This window comes from Allobosea sp. P4_C6 (assembly GCF_056402015.1).
This window is the reverse complement of record NZ_JBFUIF010000020.1, coordinates 35,485-57,637: the sequence shown is the minus strand read 5'-3', so window position 1 is coordinate 57,637 and position 22,153 is coordinate 35,485. Positions and strand designations below refer to the sequence as shown.

At 67.1% G+C, this 22,153-nt stretch carries 14 protein-coding genes; 7 read left to right on the top strand and 7 right to left on the bottom strand.

Annotated elements, in window-relative coordinates; all coding sequences use genetic code 11:
* Window positions 1-20: 20 nt before the first annotated feature.
* Window positions 21-2,342 carry a mechanosensitive ion channel family protein gene (locus tag AC1DVA_RS15945; RefSeq protein ID WP_476806502.1) on the top strand — a complete coding sequence of 774 codons (2,322 nt, stop codon included), beginning with the start codon at window positions 21-23 and terminating at the stop codon, window positions 2,340-2,342.
* 4 nt (window positions 2,343-2,346) lie between these two features.
* Here AC1DVA_RS15945 and AC1DVA_RS15940 read toward each other — a convergent pair whose 3' ends face one another.
* Both AC1DVA_RS15940 and AC1DVA_RS15935 read right to left on the bottom strand, forming a co-directional pair.
* The gene (locus tag AC1DVA_RS15940) at window positions 2,347-2,700 is read right to left on the bottom strand and encodes a hypothetical protein (RefSeq protein WP_265053217.1); all 354 of its coding nucleotides are present in this window, start codon (window positions 2,698-2,700) and stop codon (window positions 2,347-2,349) included.
* A gap of 149 nt (window positions 2,701-2,849) precedes the next feature.
* Window positions 2,850-5,672, bottom strand: a complete 2,823-nt coding sequence (locus tag AC1DVA_RS15935) for an Rne/Rng family ribonuclease (RefSeq protein WP_476806501.1) — start codon at window positions 5,670-5,672, stop codon at window positions 2,850-2,852.
* Window positions 5,673-6,347: 675 nt separating this feature from the next.
* On the opposite strand from AC1DVA_RS15935, the gene AC1DVA_RS15930 reads away from it, so the two are divergent.
* The 3 genes from AC1DVA_RS15930 (at window position 6,348) to prfB (ending at window position 11,486) form a co-directional block, all read left to right on the top strand.
* On the top strand, window positions 6,348-7,589 hold the full coding sequence (locus tag AC1DVA_RS15930; RefSeq protein ID WP_476806500.1) for an N-acetylmuramoyl-L-alanine amidase: 1,242 nt from the start codon (window positions 6,348-6,350) through the stop codon (window positions 7,587-7,589).
* A gap of 155 nt (window positions 7,590-7,744) precedes the next feature.
* Window positions 7,745-10,189 (top strand): penicillin-binding protein 1A, encoded by a 2,445-nt coding sequence (locus tag AC1DVA_RS15925; RefSeq protein ID WP_265053220.1) that lies wholly within the window; start codon window positions 7,745-7,747, stop codon window positions 10,187-10,189.
* A 168-nt stretch (window positions 10,190-10,357) separates the two neighbouring features.
* Window positions 10,358-11,486, top strand: a protein-coding gene (gene prfB, locus AC1DVA_RS15920; RefSeq protein WP_265053221.1) for a peptide chain release factor 2 whose coding sequence is annotated in 2 segments (ribosomal slippage) — window positions 10,358-10,426 and window positions 10,428-11,486 — 1,128 coding nt in all. Because the reading frame shifts where the segments join, the coding sequence is not laid out codon by codon here.
* Between the two features lie 189 nt (window positions 11,487-11,675).
* On the opposite strand, the gene AC1DVA_RS15915 is transcribed toward prfB, so the two are convergent.
* On the bottom strand, window positions 11,676-12,986 hold the full coding sequence (locus AC1DVA_RS15915) for a M23 family metallopeptidase (RefSeq protein ID WP_476806499.1): 1,311 nt from the start codon (window positions 12,984-12,986) through the stop codon (window positions 11,676-11,678).
* A gap of 82 nt (window positions 12,987-13,068) precedes the next feature.
* Complete coding sequence (gene bcp, locus AC1DVA_RS15910) at window positions 13,069-13,533, bottom strand: thioredoxin-dependent thiol peroxidase (RefSeq protein WP_476806498.1); 465 nt, start codon at window positions 13,531-13,533, stop codon at window positions 13,069-13,071.
* 224 nt (window positions 13,534-13,757) lie between these two features.
* On the opposite strand from bcp, the gene AC1DVA_RS15905 reads away from it, so the two are divergent.
* Entirely contained in the window at window positions 13,758-17,192 is a 3,435-nt protein-coding gene (locus AC1DVA_RS15905; protein ID WP_476806497.1) for a hypothetical protein, read from the top strand.
* A 16-nt stretch (window positions 17,193-17,208) separates the two neighbouring features.
* On the opposite strand, the gene tyrS is transcribed toward AC1DVA_RS15905, so the two are convergent.
* Window positions 17,209-18,462, bottom strand: coding sequence for a tyrosine--tRNA ligase (tyrS, locus tag AC1DVA_RS15900; protein WP_476806496.1), 1,254 nt, complete (start codon window positions 18,460-18,462; stop codon window positions 17,209-17,211).
* Between the two features lie 207 nt (window positions 18,463-18,669).
* Window positions 18,670-19,023 carry a DUF1127 domain-containing protein gene (locus tag AC1DVA_RS15895; RefSeq protein WP_476806495.1) on the bottom strand — a complete coding sequence of 118 codons (354 nt, stop codon included), beginning with the start codon at window positions 19,021-19,023 and terminating at the stop codon, window positions 18,670-18,672.
* Between AC1DVA_RS15895 and gcvA the strand changes: the two genes are divergently transcribed.
* Window positions 19,022-19,972 carry a transcriptional regulator GcvA gene (gcvA, locus tag AC1DVA_RS15890; protein ID WP_476806494.1) on the top strand — a complete coding sequence of 317 codons (951 nt, stop codon included), beginning with the start codon at window positions 19,022-19,024 and terminating at the stop codon, window positions 19,970-19,972. The two genes, AC1DVA_RS15895 and gcvA, sit on opposite strands and share 2 nt — an antisense overlap.
* 10 nt (window positions 19,973-19,982) lie before the next feature.
* Here gcvA and AC1DVA_RS15885 read toward each other — a convergent pair whose 3' ends face one another.
* The gene (locus AC1DVA_RS15885) at window positions 19,983-20,654 is read right to left on the bottom strand and encodes an alpha/beta hydrolase (RefSeq protein ID WP_265053228.1); all 672 of its coding nucleotides are present in this window, start codon (window positions 20,652-20,654) and stop codon (window positions 19,983-19,985) included.
* A 291-nt stretch (window positions 20,655-20,945) separates the two neighbouring features.
* Here AC1DVA_RS15885 and AC1DVA_RS15880 point away from each other — a divergent pair, with 291 nt between their 5' ends.
* Window positions 20,946-22,151, top strand: coding sequence for a cysteine desulfurase family protein (locus AC1DVA_RS15880; protein WP_476806526.1), 1,206 nt, complete (start codon window positions 20,946-20,948; stop codon window positions 22,149-22,151).
* Window positions 22,152-22,153 lie beyond the last annotated feature (2 nt).

Here is a 22,153-nt window from a genome sequence, read left to right as displayed (position 1 = left end):
GGACGAGCCGGAGGTAGGCCATGGACGTCGCAGCAGCTGGCGGGGCTTCTCCGAAGCGGGCTTCAGCCCGTCTCATCGGCGCTGTTGTCTTCGCCACGACCCTTCTGGCCAGTGCTTTTCTCGGCATCTCCAGCCCGGCGCGGGCCGAGACGCAGGCGCCCGTCGTGCTCAACCTGCGCGGCGACGAGACTCCCGAGACGATCCGCAAGATGGTCGATGCGCTGTCTGCTCCGGGCCGGCAGGTCGAAATCCGAGTTGGCGGGGTAGCCTCCACGGTCGAGCCCGCTGCCGCTCCGCAGGAGCCCGCCGCAAAGGCGAAGGCAAAGCCAAAGGCCGCCGCGCCCGCGCCCTCGATGGCGGACGAGGAGGAGAGCTTCCAGGCCGAGGTCAATGTGCTGGTCGACCGTTTCGTCGACGGCGTCGAATACAGCGCGACCTCGATCCCGACCGTCACCCAGCTGCCGGGGGATTGGGGCCAGGCCTGGCAACGCAACCTGAACGGCCGCAGCGGCCCGACGCCCGGATGGCGGGTTTTCGGGATCATCTGCCTTGCGCTCGCCATCGCCCTCGCATTCAGGATGGCGACCGCACGATGGTTCGCCCGCAAGCTGCGGCCCGCGGGGCCCGAATTCACACCCCGACTCATCGCCTCATCCTGGGGGTTGCTCCAGGACGTCGCGACGATCCTGCTGGCGCTGGCCGTGGCGCGGATCGCCCGCAACGCCTGGCTGCCGGAAAGCGATCTTGCGAATATCGCTCTCTCGACCGGTGCCAACGGCGCGGCGATCGGCGCGCTCTATATCGCCGTCGGTCGGTTCCTGGGGTCGCCCGGCGTACCGGAGCGGCGCATCATGCCGTTGCCGCGTGCCGAGCGGCATTTCCGGCGGCTCGTCGTCTATGCGACCCTGACGCCGATGATCGTGACTGGAATCCTGCTTGCACACCATGTCAGCTCCGGTCCCCGGCCGGTGACGGGGCTGATCGCGCTGACCGGGCTTGCCATCACGCTGTTCAAGATCTGGTGGTTCTACGACGGGCGGCACGATCTCGCGGTGCTGGTCCTGTCCGGATCGTCCGAACCCGGCCCGATCCGGCGCTTCATCGCGGCCGGAACGGCCTGGTTCTATATCGCCACGACGGCTGTGCTGTGGATGGTCAGCAGTGCCGCCGCGATGATGTCGAATGGCGGGCGCTGGGCCGAGGCTTCGGCCCTGACGCAGGTGGCCATCGTCATCATTCCGATCCTCGCCGTGGGAATTGCCAGCCTGCTTCGCTGCCATGCGATGCGGCAGGAGGCGGAACATGGCGCCACCCCGATGAGGCGCGCCGGCGGCGCGGCGCTGCGGGCCGCAGCGGTCGGATTGTTGTGGGCCGTCGGTTTCTTCATTCTGGCGCGGCTCTGGGCCGGGCTCCTCCTCGGCGTGAGCTCGGGACAGTTCGCCGCCGTCATGCGGCAGATCGCCGGTGTCGCCGTGTTCGCCTTCGTCGGCTGGGTCGCTCTGGTTTTCCTGCATGCCTTCTTCGAGGCCTACAAGCCGCAGCACCGGGTAGTCGGCCCTGGCGACGAGGATGTGGCGCATGAGGAGGGCGTGCCGAGCCGGCTGGCGACGGTGCTGCCGGTGCTGCGCGGCGTCGTGCTGGGCGCCGTGCTGGGCCTGACGATTCTCGTGGTGCTGTCGCGGCTCGGCGTCGACATCGGCCCGCTGCTCGCCGGTTTCGGCATTCTCGGCCTCGCGATCTCGTTTGGTTCGCAGGCCCTGGTGCGCGACATCGTCTCGGGCGTGTTCTTCATGCTGGAGGACGCTTTCCGCGTCGGCGAATATGTCGATACCGGCCGGCTAAAGGGCACGGTCGAGAAGATCTCGTTGCGCTCCATGCAGCTGCGTCACCAGAGCGGCCAGATCCACACCGTGCCCTTCGGCCAGGTCCAGTCGCTGACCAATGCCAGCCGCGACTGGGCGACGGTGAAGTTCAATGTCCGCCTCGACCATTCGGCCGATATCGAGCAGGCGCGCAAGGCCATCAAGAAGGTCGGGCTCGCCTTGCTGGAGGATGCGGAGTACGGGCCGCACTTCATCGCCCCCCTCAAGATGCAGGGCGTCGCGGATATCACCGACCAGGCGATCGTGATCCGGCTCAAGTTCACCGGAAAGCCCAACCAGGCCTCGATGCTGCAGCGCGAGGCGCTGAAACGGGTCTATCGTGCGCTGAACGAGGCCCACATCCCCTTCGCGTCCAACGCCGTCACGGTGCGCGGCGGCGAGGGCGGGTCGCAGAGCGGCGCGGCAGCAGCGATCGCGGCGGTGCCGCCACCGACCCCTCTCGCGCCGGCCGCGAGCTGAGCGACTACAGCAGGAAGAACAGGCCGAAACCGGCGACCGCCAGCCCGCCGCCGAACAGGCTGGCGAGGCGGGCGGCGCTGGCGATGCCGCCGCGCTCGGCCGTGCGGCCCGCACGTTCGGCATGGCCATGGGCCGCCTCGCTGCGGTACTGGCTCGCGTGGAGATCGGCCGTCATCGGCGGGCCGATTGGCCGATTGCCTTCGAGATCGATCCGAACCGCGATGAACAGGACCAGCAATCCGAGAAGCCCCACGCCGAACCAGCCGACGGCACGCCAGGCGAGATAGGCCGAAACGAGCAGCGCGACGGCGCACACGGCAATCAGAACGTCGCGCTCCCTGTTGCGAGGCGGCGGCATGGCTTCCTTTCCCGAGAGGCGACGAAGGCGGCGGTCATCATGGCCCGCCTTCCGAAAACTGCCAATGGGGCCGCCAGCCGATAGCACAAATGAAAAAGCCCGCTGCGGATCGCAGCGGGCTTCGTCTCTATGGTTTTGGTGCCTGGTGTTCAGGAGCGGCCGGCAAGCTTGTTCCACCAGCCGCCGCGCTTGGGCCGGCTCGGATCGGCCGGGGTCAGCACGACCGCGACGGGCTCCTCGACCGGGGCCGGGGCAGGCGCGGGTTCCGGCGCTGCCGTAGGCTCGGCCAGTGCCGCCGGTTCCTCGGCAGGCTGAGCCGCCGCAGCGGGCCTTGCCTCGGCGGGAGCGGCCTCGGCAGCAGCTTCCCCACCTTCGGTGATCGGCACCACCTTCTTGCGCGAACGGCTGCGCTTGGGCTTCTCGCCCTCCGCCGGGGCGGCTTCGGCGACGACCGCCTCGGCCTTCACCTGGGCTTCCTTGGCCTCGGTTTCCTTGGCGGCTTCCGCCTTCGGCTTGCGGGCGCGGCTGCGCTTCGGCTTGGCGGTCTCGACGGGGGCGGCCTCTTCCGCGGCCGGCTCCGTCGCGTCGATGGCAACGGCCTCGATCACGGTCTCGGCGACCACCTGATTGTCGTTGGACTCGGCAGCGTCCTCGCCGTCCTCGCCCTCGTCACCTTCGGCATCGTCGTCCGACTGGCTTCCGTCGAGCTGCTGGCCCTGGCCGTCACGCTCGCCGCCGCGCCGCCGACGACGCCGGCGCCGGCGCCGGCGGTTGCCGTCACGATCGCTTTCGCCGCGCTCGCCTTCACTGCGCTCGCCTTCGCCGCGTTCTTCCTGGGCTTCGGCGGCCGTCGTCTCGTTGCCGCCGGTCTCGGCGTCGAGCGCGGCTGCCTCGGCCGCCGCATCGAGCGCCTCGTCATCGACGTCGGAGGCGATTGCCTCGGCCTTGAAGCTCGTCGGAACGACGCGGGCTTCATTGCCGACGAACTCGCCGCGCTCGACCTCGAAGTAGCGCGTGCCGATCAGGTTGCCGTCGGTCGCGATCGTGATCGCGATGGCGAAGCGTGCCTCGAGATCGGCGAGATGGGCGCGCTTCTGGTTGAGGACATAGAGCGCGACTTCCGGCCGGGTGCGGACGGTCAGGTTGTGCGAGGCGCTCTTGATCAGCGTCTCCTCCAGCGCGCGCAGGATCTGCAGCGCGACGGACGGCGTCGAGCGGATCATGCCGGCGCCGGCGCAGTGCGGGCAGGGGACCGAGGAGCTCTCCAGCACGCCGGTGCGGATGCGCTGGCGCGACATCTCGAGCAGGCCGAAGGCGGAGATGCGGCCGACCTGGATGCGGGCGCGATCGTCCTTGAGGCACTCCTTCAGCTTCTTCTCGACCGCGCGGTTGTTCCGGTTCTCCTCCATGTCGATGAAATCGATCACGATCAGGCCGGCAAGGTCGCGCAGGCGGAGCTGGCGGGAGATTTCCTCCGCAGCTTCGAGATTGGTCTTGAGGGCGGTGTCCTCGATATTGTGCTCGCGGGTCGAGCGCCCGGAGTTGATGTCGATCGCGACCAGGGCCTCCGTCTGATTGATGACGATGTAGCCGCCGGACTTCAGCGTCACCGTGTTGGAGAACATCGCGTCGAGCTGGCTCTCGACGCCGAAGGCGGCGAAGAGCGGGGTCTGGTCGCGATAGGGCTTCACGCTCTTGGCATGGCTCGGCATGAGCATGCGCATGAAGTCCTTGGCCTCGCGATAGGCCTCGTCGCCGGCGACGTGAACCTCGTCGATGTCCTTGTTGTAGAGATCGCGGATCGAGCGCTTGACGAGGTTGCCCTCCTCATAGACCAGCGCCGGAGCGACGGAGGCCAGCGTCAGCTCGCGCACGCTCTCCCACATCCGCATCAGGTATTCGTAATCGCGCCGGATCTCGACCTTGGTGCGCGAGGCACCGGCCGTGCGCAGGATCAGGCCCATCCCATCCGGAACCTCGAGCTCCTGGGCGATCTCCTTGAGGCGCTTGCGGTCCTCGGCATTGGTGATCTTGCGCGAGATGCCGCCGCCCTTGCCGGTGTTCGGCATCAGCACCGAATAGCGGCCGGCGAGCGAGAGATAGGTGGTCAGCGCCGCGCCCTTGTTGCCGCGCTCTTCCTTGACGACCTGGACCAGGATGATCTGGCGGCGCTTGATCACCTCCTGGATCTTGTACTGGCGGCGCGACTGGCGGTGCGGACGCTCCGGCATGTCGTCGAGGGCGTCGCCGCCGCCGAGCTGCTCGGGCTGCTCCTCGGCATCCTCGCCATGATCTTCGTCGTCGCCATCCTCGGATGGCTTGCGGGCCTGTGTCTCGGTCTGCTCCTCGGAGACGGCCTCCGTCGACGACTCGTCCGGCGTGCCGGCTTCCGTGGTCTCGAAGGTCAGCGGGGCCGCGTTCTCGGCGACGTCCTCGCTCGTCGATTCCGCGACGTCCGGAGCAAAGAACTCACCGAAGGCGGGCGCGCCCTCATTGACCATGGCGGCTTCCTTGCCGTCGGTCTCGACGCGCTCCCCGGCATCCTCGCCATTGGTCTCGACCTCGGCCGAGACGGTCTCGTCGGCCACGGCCTTCTTGGCGCGGTTGTCGCGGTCGCCACGGCGACCGCGGTCGCGGCGGCCGCGCTTTTCGCGGCGCTCCTCGTCGCGTTCCTCGTCACGCTCGGCACGCGCCTCGTCGTCGATGAGCGCCTGCCGGTCGGCGACCGGAATCTGGTAATAGTCGGGATGGATCTCGGAGAAGGCGAGGAACCCGTGGCGGTTGCCGCCATACTCGACGAAGGCCGCCTGAAGCGAGGGCTCCACGCGCGTCACCTTGGCGAGATAGATATTGCCCCGGAGTGGCTTTCGGCTGGCGGATTCGAAATCAAATTCCTCGACGCGCGATCCGCGGACCACCACGACCCGGGTCTCTTCCGGGTGGGTGGCATCGATAAGCATCTTGTTGGCCATATGAAACTTCCATTGGCGCGGCTGCCGGAAGCCTCGCGGCTACGGATGGGAGTCCGCTGCCGCGGGCAGGGGCGCCGCGTTGAGGCCGGCACGTGCCGGCATGTTGCAGGAGGAGGAAAGCGGTCTGGACAGAAATGCGGCTCGGGACGGCCACTCGGGCTGAAAGCCCGGCGCGGTCCCGCAGGTTCGGACGGTTCACCGTTGGTGCTAGCGGCGTCGTAAGCCCCGTCATCTGTCCTGACCTGCAATGCACCCGCCTCACGGCCGGGCCCATCGCGTTTGCACGCTCGCGAGACAGGGCGGGGCGCAGAAAACTCGCAATCCCCATACCAACCGTCTGCGGACGATCCGTTGCGGCCGTCCCGCCGCTGCCGCTCCCGGAGGAGAAGGCAGCACGACCTGCTCCGGACGCCGACGGATATCTCGATCCGGGTGTGTCCCATGGGCAGGCTGACAGGCAGCCAATTCCATTACAGACAGGTGATGGTGATTTGCAAGTCACATGACGGCTGCATTTCGCCGACCACCGCTCCGAGGCGGTTCACGCCCTGTGGAGGAGATGGTAACCGCCTCTTAAGATTTCACCCCCGTTATGGTTAAGCCTTGGTGACGACAGACGGGATTTTACAGCTGTTTTCGCGCATCAGCCACGCCGCTCGGGGTCGCCGCGATAGCTTGCCGCGCGGTTTCGCATGGCGGGCCGCCATCGTTGCGGCCGCCTGCGGTCTCGCGATCGTCACATCGCGTGCATGGGCCGAGGGCAAGCCGCAGAGCGAATATCCGGTCGCAACCGACGCCCGCATCGAGCAGAGCGGCGAGAGCGTGCGCTTGACCATGATGCTCTCGTCCATCGTGGAGGTCGATGCCTGGGTGCAGGCCTCTCCCGATCGCGTCATCGTCGAGATGCCCTCGACCAATTTCCAGATTCAGCCCAGTGCCAGGAAGGCGGCCGGTTTCGTCAGCGGCTATCGCTACGGCTTGTTCACGGCCGACAAGGCGCGAATCATCATCGACCTGGCCCAGCCCGCGACGATCGCCAGGACCGAGATGAAAACCGTGCGTGGCGGCTTCGGCGAGCTGACGATCGAGCTCAGGAAAGCGGCGCGGGCCGAATTCCTGGCCGAAGCGGGCAAGGCGAAGAAGCCCCAGGAAGCCGCGGCGCTCCCCGTCATGCCGGCCATGCCTTCCAAGCCTGCCGGCGAGTCGCGCCGCACCATCGTCATCGATCCCGGCCATGGCGGCATCGATCCGGGTACGCTGGTCGCCTCCATCGCCGAGAAATCGGTCGTGCTCGCCTTCGGCAAGGCGCTCAAGGAACAGCTCGAGGCCAGCGGTCGCTACCGCATCGTGATGACGCGCGACGACGACCGGTTCGTCGCGCTGTCCGAGCGGGTGCAGGTCGGGCGTGCCGAGCAGGCGGATCTCTTCATCTCGATCCATGCCGATTCGCTGGTGCAGGCGCAGGATGTGCGCGGCGCCACGGTCTATACGCGCTCCGAACGGGCGACCGACGCCGACGCGGCCAGGCTCGCCGCAAAGGAAAATGAGGCCGACTCTGCCGCCGGCCTGGAAACGAGCGAGGAGGTCCAGGACGTCGCCGGCATCCTGATGGACCTCGCCCGCAGGGAGACGCGGACCTTCTCCGGCGTCTTCGCCCGCAATCTCGTCGACAAGCTCGGCGGCTCGATCAAGATGCACAAGATCCCGCTGCGCTCCGCGCGATTCTGGGTTCTGAGCGCGCCGGATGTGCCGTCGGTGCTGATCGAGCTCGGCTATATGTCGAGCCCGAAGGACGCCGAACTGCTGAACTCGCCGGAATGGCGGGGCAAGGCCGTGACGGCGGTTTCCGGTGCGATCGACAATTATTTCGCACGCGAACGCGCCTCTGTCGGGCGGGCGGCGGAGAACCGGAACTAGCGCAGGCCGAGCGGGCGCTTCCGTTACTGTGTCGGATCCTGCGAAATGTGGTCTCAAGGCCACGGTTCCGCCATCTACGTCATGTTATAGCTGTGGTTTGCGAAGCGCCCCGATTTGGCGCCGCCGGTTGGCAGATATGGGGTCCAGGGCCTGAGATGCGGTTCATTCTGCGAATCTTCGGATGGTTTTTCGCCGCCGGTGCTATCGCCTTCGTGATCGGTGCTGCCGTGGCCGGCGGCCTGATCTGGCATTACTCTCAGGATCTGCCGGACTACGCCCAGCTCCGGAACTACGAGCCGCCGGTGATGACCCGCGTCCATGCGGGCGACGGCAGCCTGATCGCGGAATACGCCCGCGAACGCCGGCTTTATTTGCCGATCCAGGCCGTGCCGAAGCTCGTCGTCGACGCCTATATCTCGGCCGAGGACAAGAATTTCTACAAGCATATGGGCGTCGACCCCGAAGGCCTGGTCCGCGCCGCGATCTCCAATTACCGCAACCGCAGCGCCAATCGCCGGCCCCAGGGCGCCTCGACCATCACCCAGCAGGTGGCGAAGAACTTCTTCCTGAGCCCCGAGCAGTCGATCGAACGTAAGATCCGCGAGGCGCTCGTCGCGCTGAAGCTCGAAGCGACCTACTCCAAGGACAAGATCCTCGAGCTCTACGTGAACGAGATCTATCTCGGTGCGCCGGCGCCGGGGCAGGGCAGTTACGGCATCGCCGCGGCCGCGCTGAACTATTTCGGCAAGTCGGTGCATGAGCTCAACCTGCAGGAGGCGGCCTATCTCGCCGCGCTCCCGAAGGCGCCGTCCGACCTGCACCCCTTCCGCAACCGCGACCGCGCGATCGAGCGCCGCAACTACGTCATCGATCGCATGGTCGAGAACGGCTACGTCAAGCGCGAGGTCGCCGAGGACGCGAAGAAGCAGCCGCTCGGCGTCAATCCGCGCACCGTTTCGCCGAACCAGATCGCCGCCGGCTATTTCGCCGAGGAAATTCGCCGCGAGCTGCAGGACCGCTACGGCGAGAAGAAGCTGCTCGAGGGCGGCCTCTCCGTGCGCGCCACCGTCGATCCCAAGACCCAGCTGATGGCGCGCAAGGCGCTCGTCGACGGTCTCGTGCGCTTCGACGAGGCGCGTGGCTGGCGCGGCGCGATCCAGAAGCTCGATGTCGGCCGCGACTGGGGCGCCGCGATCGGCGAACTGCCGGTGCTCGGCGACGTCTCGCCCTGGCGGCTCGCCGTCGTGCTCGATGTGAACGGCGACAGCGCCAAGCTCGGGCTGCATCCGCTGCGCGACAATGCGGGCCACCTCAACAAGGAACGCCAGACCGTCACGCTGGCTGCCGAAGGTATCAAATGGACCCGCCGGGCGCGGGTGTCCCAGGCGGTTTCGGTCGGCGATGTCGTCTATATCGAGCCGATGGACACGCGGCCGGGCTTCGCGCGCCTGCGCCAGCTGCCCGAGGTCAACGGCGCAATCGTGGTCATGGATCCGTTCTCGGGCCGCGTGCTCGCCATGGTCGGCGGCTTCTCGCACGACCAGTCTGAGTTCAACCGCGCGACGCAGGCGCTGCGCCAGCCCGGCTCCTCCTTCAAGCCCTTCGTCTACGCCACGGCGCTCGACAACGGCTACACGCCGTCGAGCATCATCCTCGACGCGCCGATCGAGATCGATCAGGGGCCGGGGCTGGGGATGTGGCGGCCGGAGAACTACGACGGCAAGTCGACCGGTCCGCGCACGCTGCGCTACGGCATCCAGTTCTCTAAGAACCTGATGACCGTGCGGCTCGCCAAGGATGTCGGCATGCCGCTGATCGCGGAATATGCCCGCCGCTTCGGCGTCTATGACGATCTCCAGCCCGTGCTGTCGATGTCGCTCGGCGCCGGCGAGACGACGGTCATGCGCATGACCGCGGCCTATTCGATGCTGGTCAATGGCGGCAAGCGCATCCGCCCGACCCTGATCGACCGCATCCAGGACCGTTCGGGCTCGACCATCTTCCGTCACGACCAGCGCGTCTGCGAAGGCTGCAACGCCGATAAATGGGCGAACCAGTCCGAGCCGCGCCTGATCGACAACCGCGAGCAGGTTCTCGATCCGCTGACTGCCTACCAGATGGTCTCGATCCTCGAAGGCGTGGTCAATGCCGGCACGGCGACGGTCGTCAAGTCGGTCGGCAAGCCGCTCGCCGGCAAGACCGGCACGACCAACGACGCCAAGGACGTCTGGTTCGTCGGCTTCTCGCCGGACCTCGCGGTCGGCGTCTATATGGGCTTCGACAAGCCCAAGTCCCTCGGCACCTCCGCCACGGCCGGCCAGTATGCCGCGCCGATTTTCCGGGATTTCATGACGGTCGCGCTGAAGGAAAAGCCGGCGACGCCGTTCCGCGTGCCGGCCGGCATCAAGCTGATCCGCGTCGATCCTCGCAGCGGCATGCGCGCCGGCGGTGAGGGCGGCATCCTCGAGGCTTTCAAGCCGGGCACGGCGCCGCCGGACAGCTATTCGGTGATCGGCGCCGCGGGCGACGGCAGCGCGCCGCTGTCCGTCGGCCCCAGCGGCGGCCGCGCCGTCGGCTCGGGAACCGGCGGCCTCTACTGAGCCAGCCCAGCGTCTTCTCGATGCCCGGAGCACTGCTCCGGGCATTTCGCTTTTTCGAGCCAAGCTTCGCTGCAATGGCGGGCTCAGGTCGAGGGGGCGTTTACAGCCGCGGCTTTCACCCCTATCTCAACGCTCGCACAGAGCTCACAAGGACGTTTCGACGGAATCATGCGCCCCGAAATCCAGACGCAACTCGATAACGCCAAGCAGTCGATCGGACTGCTGAGGAGGCATCTTTGACTGGGATCAAGCCCAGCGCCGCCTAGCGGAACTCAACGCCCTCTCGGAGGGGCCCGATTTCTGGAACGATGCCGAAGCTGCGCAGAAGCTGATGCGCGAGCGGACCGGGCTGGAAACCCAGATCGAGGGCATCACCAAGCTTGAACGCGAACTCGATGACGCGTTGACGCTGATCGAGCTCGGCGAGATGGAAGATGACGCGGCGACCGTCACCGAGGGCGAGCAGGCGATCAAGGCCGTGCAGGACGAGGCCGCGCGCCTCCAGGTCGAGACGCTGCTCTCCGGCGAAGCCGACATGCTCGACACCTATATCGAGATCCATCCCGGCGCCGGCGGCACCGAGAGCCAGGATTGGGCCGAGATGCTGCTGCGCATGTATCGGCGTTGGGGCGAGCGGCGGAAGTTCAAGGTCGAGACGCTCGAATATCAGGACGGCGACACGGCCGGCATCAAGTCGGCGACGCTCCAGTTCAAGGGCCACAATGCCTATGGCTGGCTGAAGACCGAATCCGGCGTGCACCGTCTCGTCCGAATCTCGCCCTTCGATTCGAACGCGCGGCGTCAGACCTCCTTCGCGTCGGTCTGGGTCTATCCCGTCGTCGACGACCGCATCATCATCGATGTGAAGGAGTCGGACTGCCGGATCGACACCTACCGCGCCCAGGGCGCCGGCGGGCAGCACATCAACACCACCGATTCGGCGGTGCGCATCACTCACCTGCCGACGGGGATCGCGGTCTCCTGCCAGCAGGAGCGTTCGCAGCACAAGAACCGGGCCAAGGCCTGGGACATGCTGCGCGCCCGGCTCTACGAGGTCGAGCTGAAGAAGCGCGAAGAGAAGGCCAATGCCGAGCAGGCGTCGAAGACCGATATCGGCTGGGGGCACCAGATCCGCTCCTATGTGCTGCAGCCCTATCAGCTCGTGAAGGACCTGCGCACCGGAGTGGCCTCGACGGACCCTTCCGAGGTGCTTGACGGTGCTCTCGACCCGTTCATGGAGGCGTCGCTGGCCCAGCGCGTCTACGGGACCGAGGTCGAAGTCGAGGATATCGACTAGAAGGCTGCCCGCTTCCTAGCCGGGCCCGCGCCGTCATCCCGGGCTTGACCCGGGATCCATGCCGGAGCGGTGCCCGTCAAGGTTCAGGCGGGGATACCGGCTCTCCGCTTCGCTCCGCCGGGATGACAGCGTTCCCCTGAAACAGAAAAAGCCGCGCGGGTTGCGCGGCTTTTTTGTTGCGGCCTGAACTCAGAGAGCGTTCGCGAGAAGCTTGCTGCCGGCACGCAGGAAGCGCGTCGGATCCACCGGCTCGTCGTTGATGCGGGTCTCGTAGTGCAGGTGCGGACCGGTGGAACGGCCGGTCGAGCCGACCCGGCCGACCACTGAGCCGGCCTTGACCATCTGGCCGACCGAGACCGAGATCGCCGACATATGGGCGTAGCGCGTGCTCAGGCCGTTGGCGTGCTCGACCTCGACCATGTTGCCGTAGCCGCCATTGTACTCCGCGGCGACGACCTTGCCCGGCGCCGTGGCGACGATCGAGGAACCGGTTTCGGCCCGGAAATCGACGCCGGTATGCATGGCGAGCCCGCGGGTGAAGGGGTCGGTCCTGTAGCCGAAATTGGAGGTGAAGTCGTGGTCGCCGGCCATCGGCCGGCCGAGGGGCAATTGCTCGATCGCGCCGCGCAGGCGCATGACCGAGGCCATGCGCGGCTGGAGCGCGGTCAGCGTCGCCTCGAACGGACCGGCCGAGGCGTCGAGCTTGACCGGGACGAAGGGGCCGCCCATGCCGCCGGCCGCATTGCCGGGCGCCGCCAGTCGTTCGACATCGAGCCCGGTCTCGGCAAGGCTGCTGCGCAGCCGCTTCTGGGTTGCCGCCAGCGTCTCGTCCATCTCCTTCAGCGCCGATATCTGGGCGTCGGAGGTGCTGGCGATAGCCTGGTCGAGTTTGGTCAGGGTCGCTTCGACGCGCTTGGCGGGCGGCTCGGCCGGAGCCTCGCCCGACTGCCAGCCGCCCGACGGATTGGTTTCGGCGCCGCGCAGCGGCGGCGTATCCGGGGCCGGCATCGGCTTGCCCGGCATGATCGGCGCGAAGCTGGTGACGCCAGAGGCACGGATCGGCTCGTCGGGCTTGATGACCCGCGAGCGCAGCGGCAGCTTCGCAGCCGGCAGCAGCCCGCTCGACTGCAGCGTGTCGGTGAGCGCGGTGACGAGCGACTGGCGCGATTCCAGTTCGGCCTGGCGGATCGCGAGTTCATCGACGCGGGATTCCACGCCGTCCTGATCGAGCAGGGCGCGGCTGGCATAGCGATCGATATCGGCGCGCAGGCCGGCGATCCGATCTTCGTAAGCGTATTGGCGTGTCGTCTCGCGGGCGATCAGCCGCGCAGCGAGATCGTCGCGGCTCAGGATGTACCACCCCGCGGCGCCCGTGCAGGCTGTCGTCAGGGTCAGCCATGCCAGCCCGGCGAGCATCGTCGAGCGGCGGATCGTGTAAGTCTTGTGGGTGACCAGGCCGACGGTCGAGAGGACAGGGCCCGTTTGTGGCTGATTATGCATACGCGGAACCGGAAAGAACGCTGCCGATACCGTCATTAGAGATTGTTAGGGTTAATCTTTCGCAAATCCGGCCGGTGCCGGCTCACAATTCCTGAGCGGCAGCCAGCACCTCGTCGGCATGGCCGGTGACCTTGACCTTGCGCCAGATACGGGCGAGGCGGCCGTCGGCGTCGATCAGGAAGGTCGAACGTTCGATGCCCATATATGTACGGCCATACATGCTCTTCTCGACCCAGATGCCGTAGGCGGAAGCGAGCTTCTGCTCCTCATCCGCCAGCAGCGCGAAGTCCAGCTCATATTTGCGCTTGAAATTGCCGTGACGTTGCACGGAATCCGGCGAGACGCCGATGATCTCGGTGCCGCGTGCGGCGAAGGCCTGGCGCAGGTGGTTGAAGGCGATCGCCTCCTCGGTGCAGCCCGGTGTGTTGTCCTTTGGATAGGCGTAGAGCACGATTTTCCGGCCGCGCAGCGCGGAAAGGCTGATTTCTCCGCCGCCGTCGCGGGGCAATGTGAAATCCGGCGCGGGATCACCTTCCTGCAGTGGCATCGCTTCTGCCTTCCTTTCGTCGCCTTCTCGCTGCATGGACCGCGGCACTGTAAGCAGGCCAGCGACGTCATCGGTCAGCGAAGGATGTGGCAATCCCTTCCGGATTGCCGAATCGCTTCATCTGCCCGCATCGACATGGATGACGTCTCCCGGGATTGCGGCAAGGGGCGAACGGACGCACCCTGTGCAGACCGATACCGGCGCCGAGAAGGACCACGCGGATTTTGTCGGACCAGGACGTTCAGGCCGCGGCTTCGGGGCAGGCAAAGACGCAGCCCGCAGGCGAAGATTGCGACATCGAGATCGTGAAGCGCGGCGCAAAGGCCGGGCTCGCGACGATCTGCGTCGCTGTCACGGTCGCCGTCCTGGTTCTGGCTGCGGCGGGAATCACGCTCCTGGTGACGGGGATCGTTCCGCTGTCGGGCCTCGAGGGTCGGATCTCGTCCGCGATCGAGGAGCGTCTGGGGCCGGGTTGGGAGGTCGAGGCCGCCGCCGCCGAGCTCAGCCGCATCGACGGCCACTCCCAGCTCAGGGTTCGGCAGGTTTCGTTCCGCCATAGCAGCGGCGCCGTCATCCGCGCGCCCGAGGCGGTTCTGGGCTATGAGCCTCTCGCCCTGCTCAAGGGCGATATCCGGCTCGTGTCGGTCGACCTGCGCGGCGTCAATGTCCGCCTCGGGGTGAATAAGGACGGGGCTCTCGTCATCAATGCCGATTCGGCGCCGGTCGAAGCCCCGCCGCAGCCGACCTTGCCCGACGCGGCGCAATGGAACGCCTTCACCGGCATCATGGGCGCGATCTCGACCCTGGCTCGCGGCGACGGGCTGCTCGGTGCGCTCGAAACCGCCGGCATGAATGGCGCGCGCCTGTCGCTGGTCGATCCCGATGGCCGCCAGAAGGCGGGGCTCGAGGATGTCGAGATCCGCCTGACCCGCAACGGCGAGCGCGGCACCCGTCTGTGGATGAAGGGGCGCACCGGCCAGCGCTGGAAGGAGCTGGCGGTCGACATGTCGACGGAGGCCGACGGCACCCAGCGCGCCGATATCGACATCCTGCGCTTCGAACCGGCCGAGGCGGTCGCGCTCGCCTTCGGCACTGGCGGGCTGATCGTCGAAGGCATGCCCATGCAGGGCAAGGCGACGCTCCGCCAGACGCCGGACGGCCGCAAGTCGATCACCGCGCAGATCGACGTCCACTCGGGCACGCTGAAGTTCCCGGAAAGCCCGATGCCGCCAGTGGTTGTCGATTCGGCACGTTTCGAGCTGGCGAGCGGGGCCGACCTGACGCAGCTCGACATCCGCAGCGCGGAACTCAAGGCCGGAGCGACGCAGCTCAAGGCCAAGGGCTCGCTGCGCGAGGACGATGGCGGCTGGCGGCTGGCCCTCGACGCAGGCGGACAACTCGCCGGGCTCGATGCCGACCCCGCCGTTCAGATCGACAGCCTCAGGGCAGCGCTGAAGATCGATCCCGCCAATGGCGCTCTGACGATCGAGGAGGCCGCGATCCGCGGACCGGCCGCGACCGTCGACATGACGGCCTTCATCCAGAAGGTCGGCGATTCCCCGCTGCAACGCTTCGCGATCAAGGCCGCCAACTCGGATGCGCGCGCGCTCCTGGCGATCTGGCCCGAATTCACCTCGCATGATGTTCATCGGACGTTGCGGCGCCAGCTCGCTGCCGGCCGGATGAAGTCGCTCTCCGTCGATCTCGATCTGGCGCCGGAGGATCATGCCCGCCTGATCCGTGGCCACGGCCTGCCGGACGGCGCCCTGTCGGTCGTCATCGATGCCGATCAGGTTCGCTACCTGCCCGATCCGGGCCTGCCGCCGCTCGCCGATGCCACAGTCACCGGCAAGGTGACGGGCCGGACCGTTCAGCTCGCGGTCGGCAAGGCGACGGCCGAGCTGGGAAATGGCCGGCAGTTGCAGCTCAGCGAAGGCAGCTTCGCGATGCCCGATTACGCGGTGCGGCGGGCGCAGGCGCGCATCGGCTTCCGCTCGCTGGGCTCGATGGACGGGCTGGCCGCGCTGTTCGCCTTCCCGGCGCTCAAGGATTTCAACCTCGGGCAGATCGATCCGAGCGCCGTCAAGGGAAGCAGCGACATGAAGGTCGTGATCACCTTGCCGCTGGCGGACGATTTGCGGCCGGACGAGGTCGCGGTGACCGGGTCGGGCACACTGTCGAACGTCAGCTCCGATACGCTTCTCGGCACGGAGAAGCTTGAGGGCGGTAACCTGTCCGTCAATGTCGATCGCAATGGCCTTGTCCTGCGCGGCGATGCGCGCATCGGTGGCGACAAGGGAACCATCGAGTTCAGGCAGAACGGCAAGGGGCAGGGCGAGGCCATCCTGCAGCTCAATCTCGATGCAGCCGCCCGGCAGAGGCGCGGCTTCGGCACGGATTCGGGCGTCTTGGGCACGCTTCCCGTGAAGGTCGCGAAAACCTTCGGCAAGGGCGGCGATGGGCCGCCGCGCGTCGAGATCGACTTGACCAAGGTGGCGTTGGACGGCGTCATTCCGGGCCTGAACAAGCCGGCCGGGCGCGCCGGAAAGATCAGCTTTCTCTATGTAGCCGATCCCGACGGCCCGGATCTCGATGACTTCACGTTCGATGCCGGATCGGCCCTGATCAAGGGGCGCGTGGAGCTGAACAAGCAGAACGGCCTGGATGTGGCGAGCTTCTCGCAGTTTCGGTTGTCGCCCGGCGATAACCTGAAGCTCGACGCGCGGCGGGACGGCAACGTCACGAAGCTCACGGTGCGCGGCGCCGTCGCGGATCTGCGCCCCTTCATCAAGGATATCCAGGGCGCGGCGCCGTCGGGCAAAGGCGGCGACAAGTCCGGGACGAAGGGTGCGGATTACGATGTCGACCTCGACGTGCCGATCCTGACCGGTTTCAACAACGAGGCCATCACAAACGGTACGCTCAAGCTTGCCAAGCGTGGCGGGGACCTGCGCTCCATCAATTTCCACGGGCGGATCGGCAAGGCCGAGGTGACGGCGAAACAGGGGCGCCAGAACAACCAGCTCGTCGTCCAGTCAGAGAATGGCGGTTCGTTCCTGCGCTTCCTCGATCTCTACAACAAGGCCTATGGCGGCGACCTCATCCTGACCATGGGCGCCGGCGAGAACCAGAGCGGCGACCTGCTGTTCCGGAACTTCATCGTGCGCGACGAGCCGGCCCTGCGCCGCGTGGTCGGCGCCCAATCCGCGAATGCCTTTTCCGGCGATCGCCCCGAAGAGCAGCGCATCGATACCACCGAGGTGGCGTTCACCAAGCTCAAGGCCGAGTTCACGCGCTCGGCCAGCCGCCTCGACGTCTCCGACATGGTGATCTGGGGCCACCAGGTCGGCTTCACCCTGCAGGGGCATGTCGACTACGGCCGCGACCGGGTCGATATCGGCGGCACGTTCGTGCCCGGCTATGCCTTCAACAACGCCTTCGCGCAGGTGCCGGTGGTCGGTGCACTGCTCGGCGGCGGCAGCCAGTATGGCGGGCTGTTCGCGGTGAATTTCCGCGTCTCCGGCCCGGCGAGCGCGCCGACCATGTCGATCAACCCGCTATCGGCGATCGCACCCGGCATCCTGCGCCGCTTCGTCGACCCGCTCGGCGGCGCGCCGGCGCAGCGCCCGGTCCAGCCCGGCCAGGCGCCGCTGCGTTGAGAGGTTCCGCCGCGGCTTATTCCGGCCGCAGCAGTATGTGCTTCTTCTTGCCGAAGGAGAGCTTGATCACGCCGTCGGACGACAGGTCGGCGAGGCCGAGCGCGGCGCGCTCGTCGGTGACGACGGCATCGTTGACGCGCAGGCCCCCGGCCTTGACCTGACGGCGGGCCTCGCCGGTCGAGGGCACCAGCCCCGCTTTGACGAAAGCCGTGAGCACGCCGAGGCCCGGCTCGATCTCGCCCCGTGCTATCGTGACACTCGGCAGGTCGACCGCCAGCGCACCTTCCTCGAAGGTCTTGCGCGCGGTCTCGGCGGCCGCTTCCGCGGCCTCGCGGCCGTGGACGATCGCCGTGATCTCGGTGGCGAGGATCTTCTTCGCCTCGTTGAGCTCGGCACCGCCCAGCGCGGCGAGCCGGGCGATCTCGTCCAGCGGCAGGCGCGTGAATACCTTGAGGAAGCGGCCGACATCGGCATCCTCGGTGTTGCGGAAATACTGCCAGAAATCATAGGGGCTGAAGACGTCGGCATTGAGCCAGACCGCGCCATTTGCGGTCTTGCCCATCTTGGCGCCCGACGAGGTCGTCAGCAGCGGCGTCGTCACGCAGTAGAGCTGCGGGCCGCCCATCCGGTGCGAGAGATCGACGCCGTTGATGATGTTGCCCCACTGGTCGGAGCCACCCATCTGCAAACGGCAGCCATAGCGGCGGTTGAGCTCGACGAAGTCGTAGCCCTGCATGATCATGTAGTTGAATTCGAGGAAGGACAGCGACTGCTCGCGATCGAGCCGGAGCTTCACCGAATCGAAGGACAGCATGCGGTTGACCGAGAAATGCCGGCCGACATCGCGCAGGAACTCGACATAGTTCAGCTTCAGCAGCCAATCGGCATTGTTGGCCATCATCGCGTCGGTCTGCCCGTCGCCATAGCGCAGGATGCGGCCGAAGACCCGCTTGATGCTCTCGATATTGCTCGCGATCTCCTCGACGGTGAGCAGCTTGCGCTGGTCGTCGCGGAAGGAGGGGTCGCCGACCATCGAGGTGCCGCCGCCCATCAGCGTGATCGGGCGGTGGCCGGTCTCCTGGAACCAGTAGAGCATCGTAAGGGAAATGAGGTTTCCGATATGGATGCTGGTCGCCGTCGCGTCGTAGCCGACATAGGCCGTCTGGGTTCCCTGACGGCACAGAGCATCCAGGCCTGCCGGATCGGAGACCTGATGGATGAGGCCGCGCTCGTCGAGCACGCGCAGGAAATCGGACTTGTAGGTGGTCATGGCGGCTTGCGATCTGATGGGTGTCGTTCCGCCGTCGTCTAGAGCATCGGACCGCAAAGTGGAAACCACTTTTCGGAAAATCCGATGCCGAACAAAGAGCTGGATCGCCACTTTGCGTCCGACAGGACGCCGGGCGACCCAGCATGTTCCAGCCAAAGTGGAAACCGCTTCTGGGGCCGGGGCTGTCCCTGAATACCCTCGGCGTGTTCAGACAGGTGGCGGCTGCTGCTGCCACAGCTCGGCCGACTCTCGCGGGCCGGGCGGCGCCACCAAATCGCGCTGGAGCCCGAGGTCGCGCAGGGCGCGCTCGTCGAGCGAGGCGAGATAGCGCCCCGTCCGCCACGCGCCTCTCCAGCGATCCCATATCGCCAGCCAGGGATGATTGAGGGGCAAACGGCTTGGCGCACGCAGGAGCGCCGTCTCGGAGAGACATGTCATGATCCGAACCTCGGCATCGCGGGCACAGGCGCCCGCCGGTATGGGTCGAAACTGAGCGAAATGCCGTGGCACGACAAAGCGGAAGATTGTCACCTGCCATAAGGAGAGCTTATGCTTCGGCATGCCCGCTCACCTTCCGCCGCCGAAGCTGCCACCGCTTGCCGCCGTCCGTGTCTTCGAGGCGGCGGCACGCCACCAGAACTTCACCCGCGCCGCCGAGGAACTCGGCATGACGCAGGCCGCCGTGAGCTATCAGGTCCGGCTGCTGGAGGATCGCGTCGGCGCTGCCCTGTTCGTGCGCCGGCCGCGACAGGTGGAACTGACGCCGCTCGGGCAGCGGCTCGCAAAACCGGTCGCGAAGGCGCTTGCCGATATCGGCATGGTGTTCCGGGAAATCTGCGAGGAGAACCAGACGGTCCTGACGATCTCCTCGCTACAGACGATGGCCATCACCTGGCTGTCGCCGCGACTGGCGCAGTTCCAGATGGAGAACCCGCAATTCGCCGTGCGCGTTCGAACCTCGCAGCATCTGGTCGACTTCTCCACCGAGGCCGTCGATCTCGCCGTGCGCTATGGGCCGGGCTCATGGCCGGGCGTCACGGCGGAGAAGCTGTTCGATTGCCACTACGCGCCGCTCTGCGCGCCCGAACTGCGCGAGCGGCTGCAACTGCGCGAGGCGGCCGACCTGTTGCGGGCGCCGCTGCTCAGCGCCGACGAGGCGTCCTGGAAGGTCTGGTTCGCCGATCTCGGCCTCGACATGCCACAGCAGGCCGGGCGGACGATGTCGCTGGAGATGCAGGCGATGAATGTCCAGGCCGCGATGCGCGGGCACGGCGTCACGATGGCAGTGCCCGAGCTCTTCGCCTACGACATCGCGGCCGGGCGGCTCGTCTATGCGGTCGAGCACGCCGTACGCGACGAATGGGCCTATTGGATCGTCTATCCGCAGGAGCGCCAGCGCGAGCGCAAGATCAGGCTGTTCCGCGACTGGATCCTGGCGGAAGCGCGGGCAGCGGCCATGGCGCTGCCCGTCATGGCATCGAGCCGGGGGCTGACCCGCCCGGCGCCATGAGCCGGCCCGCTCAGGCCTGTTCCTGCTCGCTCTTCAGGATCTCGGGGCCGACCTTGCGGTCGAGATACACGCCGACCTGCTCCATCAGCACGTCGACCTTGCCGTCGAAGAAGTGGTTGGCGCCCTCGACGACCGTGTGCTCGATCTGGATGCCCTTCTGGGTCTTCACCTTCTCGATCACCGCCATCACCTCCTTGACCGGCGCGACGCGGTCTTCCGAGCCGTGCACGAACAGGCCGGAGGACGGGCAGGGCGCCAGGAACGAGAAGTCGTAGCGATTGGCCATCGCCGCGATCGAGAGGAAGCCCTCGATCTCGGGGCGGCGCATCAGCAGCTGCATGCCGATCCAGGCGCCGAAGGAGACGCCGGCGATCCAGCAGCTCTTGGCCTCCGGGTTGAGCGCCTGCATCCAGTCGAGCGCGGCGGCGGCGTCCGAGAGCTCGCCCGCGCCATGGTCGAAATGGCCCTGGCTGCGGCCGACGCCGCGGAAGTTGAAGCGCAGCGCCGAGAAGCCGCGGTTCACATAGGTGTAGAACAGGTTGTAGACGATCTGGTTGTTCATCGTCCCGCCGAACTGCGGGTGCGGGTGCAGGATGATCGCCAGCGGCGCGCCCCGCTTCTTAGCGGGCTGATAGCGGCCCTCGATCCGGCCTGCCGGCCCGTTGAAAATCACCTCTGGCATCGTCTCACCGCTTCTTGCGGCAGTGCCGGCGCGGGCGGGCAGAAAGCGGGCGCATGCCTGCTCGAAACCCGGCCACCCTTGACGGCGCCACCATGCGCGCCCTAGATGAAGAGCGCTTAGAATAGTTCTAACAGCCGTGAACAAGTCAGGAACAAAACGGTGGATCGCTCATGCGAACCGCGTTTCGACCGTTCCGGCCGGTTGTGATGGGCGGCTATAGCACGGCGCACTGGTGCGATTTCAAGCATTTCGTGTTGGTAGCTGCATGATGATGACGATGGAGCAGGAAGGATCGTGACGGCGGGACGCGCCTATCTCGACCACAACGCCACGACCCCGGCCCGGCCGGAGGTGGTGGAGGCGGTCGCGCATGCGCTGGCACTGCCGGGCAATCCGTCCTCCGTCCATGGCGAGGGTCGGGCCGCGCGCGGCGCGATGGAGCGGGCACGCGAGCAGGTCGCGACGCTCGTTGGCGCCAAGGCGTCGAACGTCGTCTTCACCAGCGGCGGCACCGAAGCGAACGTCACGGTGCTCTCGCCGGGCCTGATGGATTGCGATGGCGGGCGCGACTGCGTGCGCACCCCGGCCTCCCTGCTGCTTCACAGCGCGACCGAGCATGCCTGCGTGCGCGAGGGGCATCGTTTCCCCGCCGGCGCCGTCGAGGCGATCCCGGTCGACGAGAATGGCGTGGTCGATCTGGGCTGGCTCGACGAGCGGCTTGCACGCTTCGTCACGGAAAACCCGGGCGCGCGCGCGCTGGTCTCGATCCATCTGGCCAACAACGAGACCGGCGTGATCCAGCCGGTGGCGGAGGCCGCAGCGATCGCTCATCGCCATGGCGCCCTGCTTCACAGCGATGCCGTGCAGGCTGCCGGCAAGATCGACATCGACATCATGACTCTCGGCGCCGACGTGCTGACGCTCTCGGCGCACAAGATCGGTGGTCCCAAGGGCATCGGCGCCATCGTCTTCCGCACCGGCGCTCTCGAACTCGCCGACAAACCCATGCGCGGCGGCGGGCAGGAGCGCGGCTGGCGAGCCGGAACCGAAAACCTTGCGGGAATCATCGGCTTCGGTGCCGCGGCTGAAATCGCGCGCGAAGCTCTGGCAACGGAGGCCGGCCGGCTGGGCGGATTGCGGGAGCGGCTGGAGGCCGGCCTGCTGGCGCTCTCGCCCGAGACGGCGATCTTCGGCAGCAGCGTTCCGCGCCTGCCCAATACCAGCGCCTTCGCGACGCCGGGCCTCAAGGCCGAGACCCTTCTGATCAGGCTCGATCTCGCCGGCGCGGCGCTTTCCTCCGGCTCGGCCTGCTCCTCGGGCAAGGTCAAGCGCTCGCATGTTCTCGATGCGATGAAAATCGACCCCGCCATGAGCGCAGGGGCCTTGCGGGCGTCGCTCGGATGGACCACCTGCGAAGCAGATATCGATCTCTTTCTCGCGGCCTACGGCAAGCTCGTGGTCGCGAGCACCGATCGGGGCGCCCGGGCTGCCGCCTGAGC

Excerpts from the sequence above, each read along its gene's own strand:
- AC1DVA_RS15925 (WP_265053220.1), top strand. The coding sequence starts at position 7,745 with ATGCGGTTCATTCTGCGAATCTTCGGATGGTTTTTCGCCGCCGGTGCT.
- AC1DVA_RS15940 (WP_265053217.1), bottom strand. The coding sequence starts at position 2,700 with ATGCCGCCGCCTCGCAACAGGGAGCGCGACGTTCTGATTGCCGTGTGC.
- AC1DVA_RS15885 (WP_265053228.1), bottom strand. The coding sequence starts at position 20,654 with ATGCCAGAGGTGATTTTCAACGGGCCGGCAGGCCGGATCGAGGGCCGC.
- AC1DVA_RS15935 (WP_476806501.1), bottom strand. The coding sequence starts at position 5,672 with ATGGCCAACAAGATGCTTATCGATGCCACCCACCCGGAAGAGACCCGG.
- AC1DVA_RS15945 (WP_476806502.1), top strand. The coding sequence starts at position 21 with ATGGACGTCGCAGCAGCTGGCGGGGCTTCTCCGAAGCGGGCTTCAGCC.
- AC1DVA_RS15915 (WP_476806499.1), bottom strand. The coding sequence starts at position 12,986 with ATGCATAATCAGCCACAAACGGGCCCTGTCCTCTCGACCGTCGGCCTG.
- tyrS (WP_476806496.1), bottom strand. The coding sequence starts at position 18,462 with ATGACCACCTACAAGTCCGATTTCCTGCGCGTGCTCGACGAGCGCGGC.
- gcvA (WP_476806494.1), top strand. The coding sequence starts at position 19,022 with ATGCCCGCTCACCTTCCGCCGCCGAAGCTGCCACCGCTTGCCGCCGTC.
- AC1DVA_RS15895 (WP_476806495.1), bottom strand. The coding sequence starts at position 19,023 with ATGCCGAAGCATAAGCTCTCCTTATGGCAGGTGACAATCTTCCGCTTT.
- bcp (WP_476806498.1), bottom strand. The coding sequence starts at position 13,533 with ATGCCACTGCAGGAAGGTGATCCCGCGCCGGATTTCACATTGCCCCGC.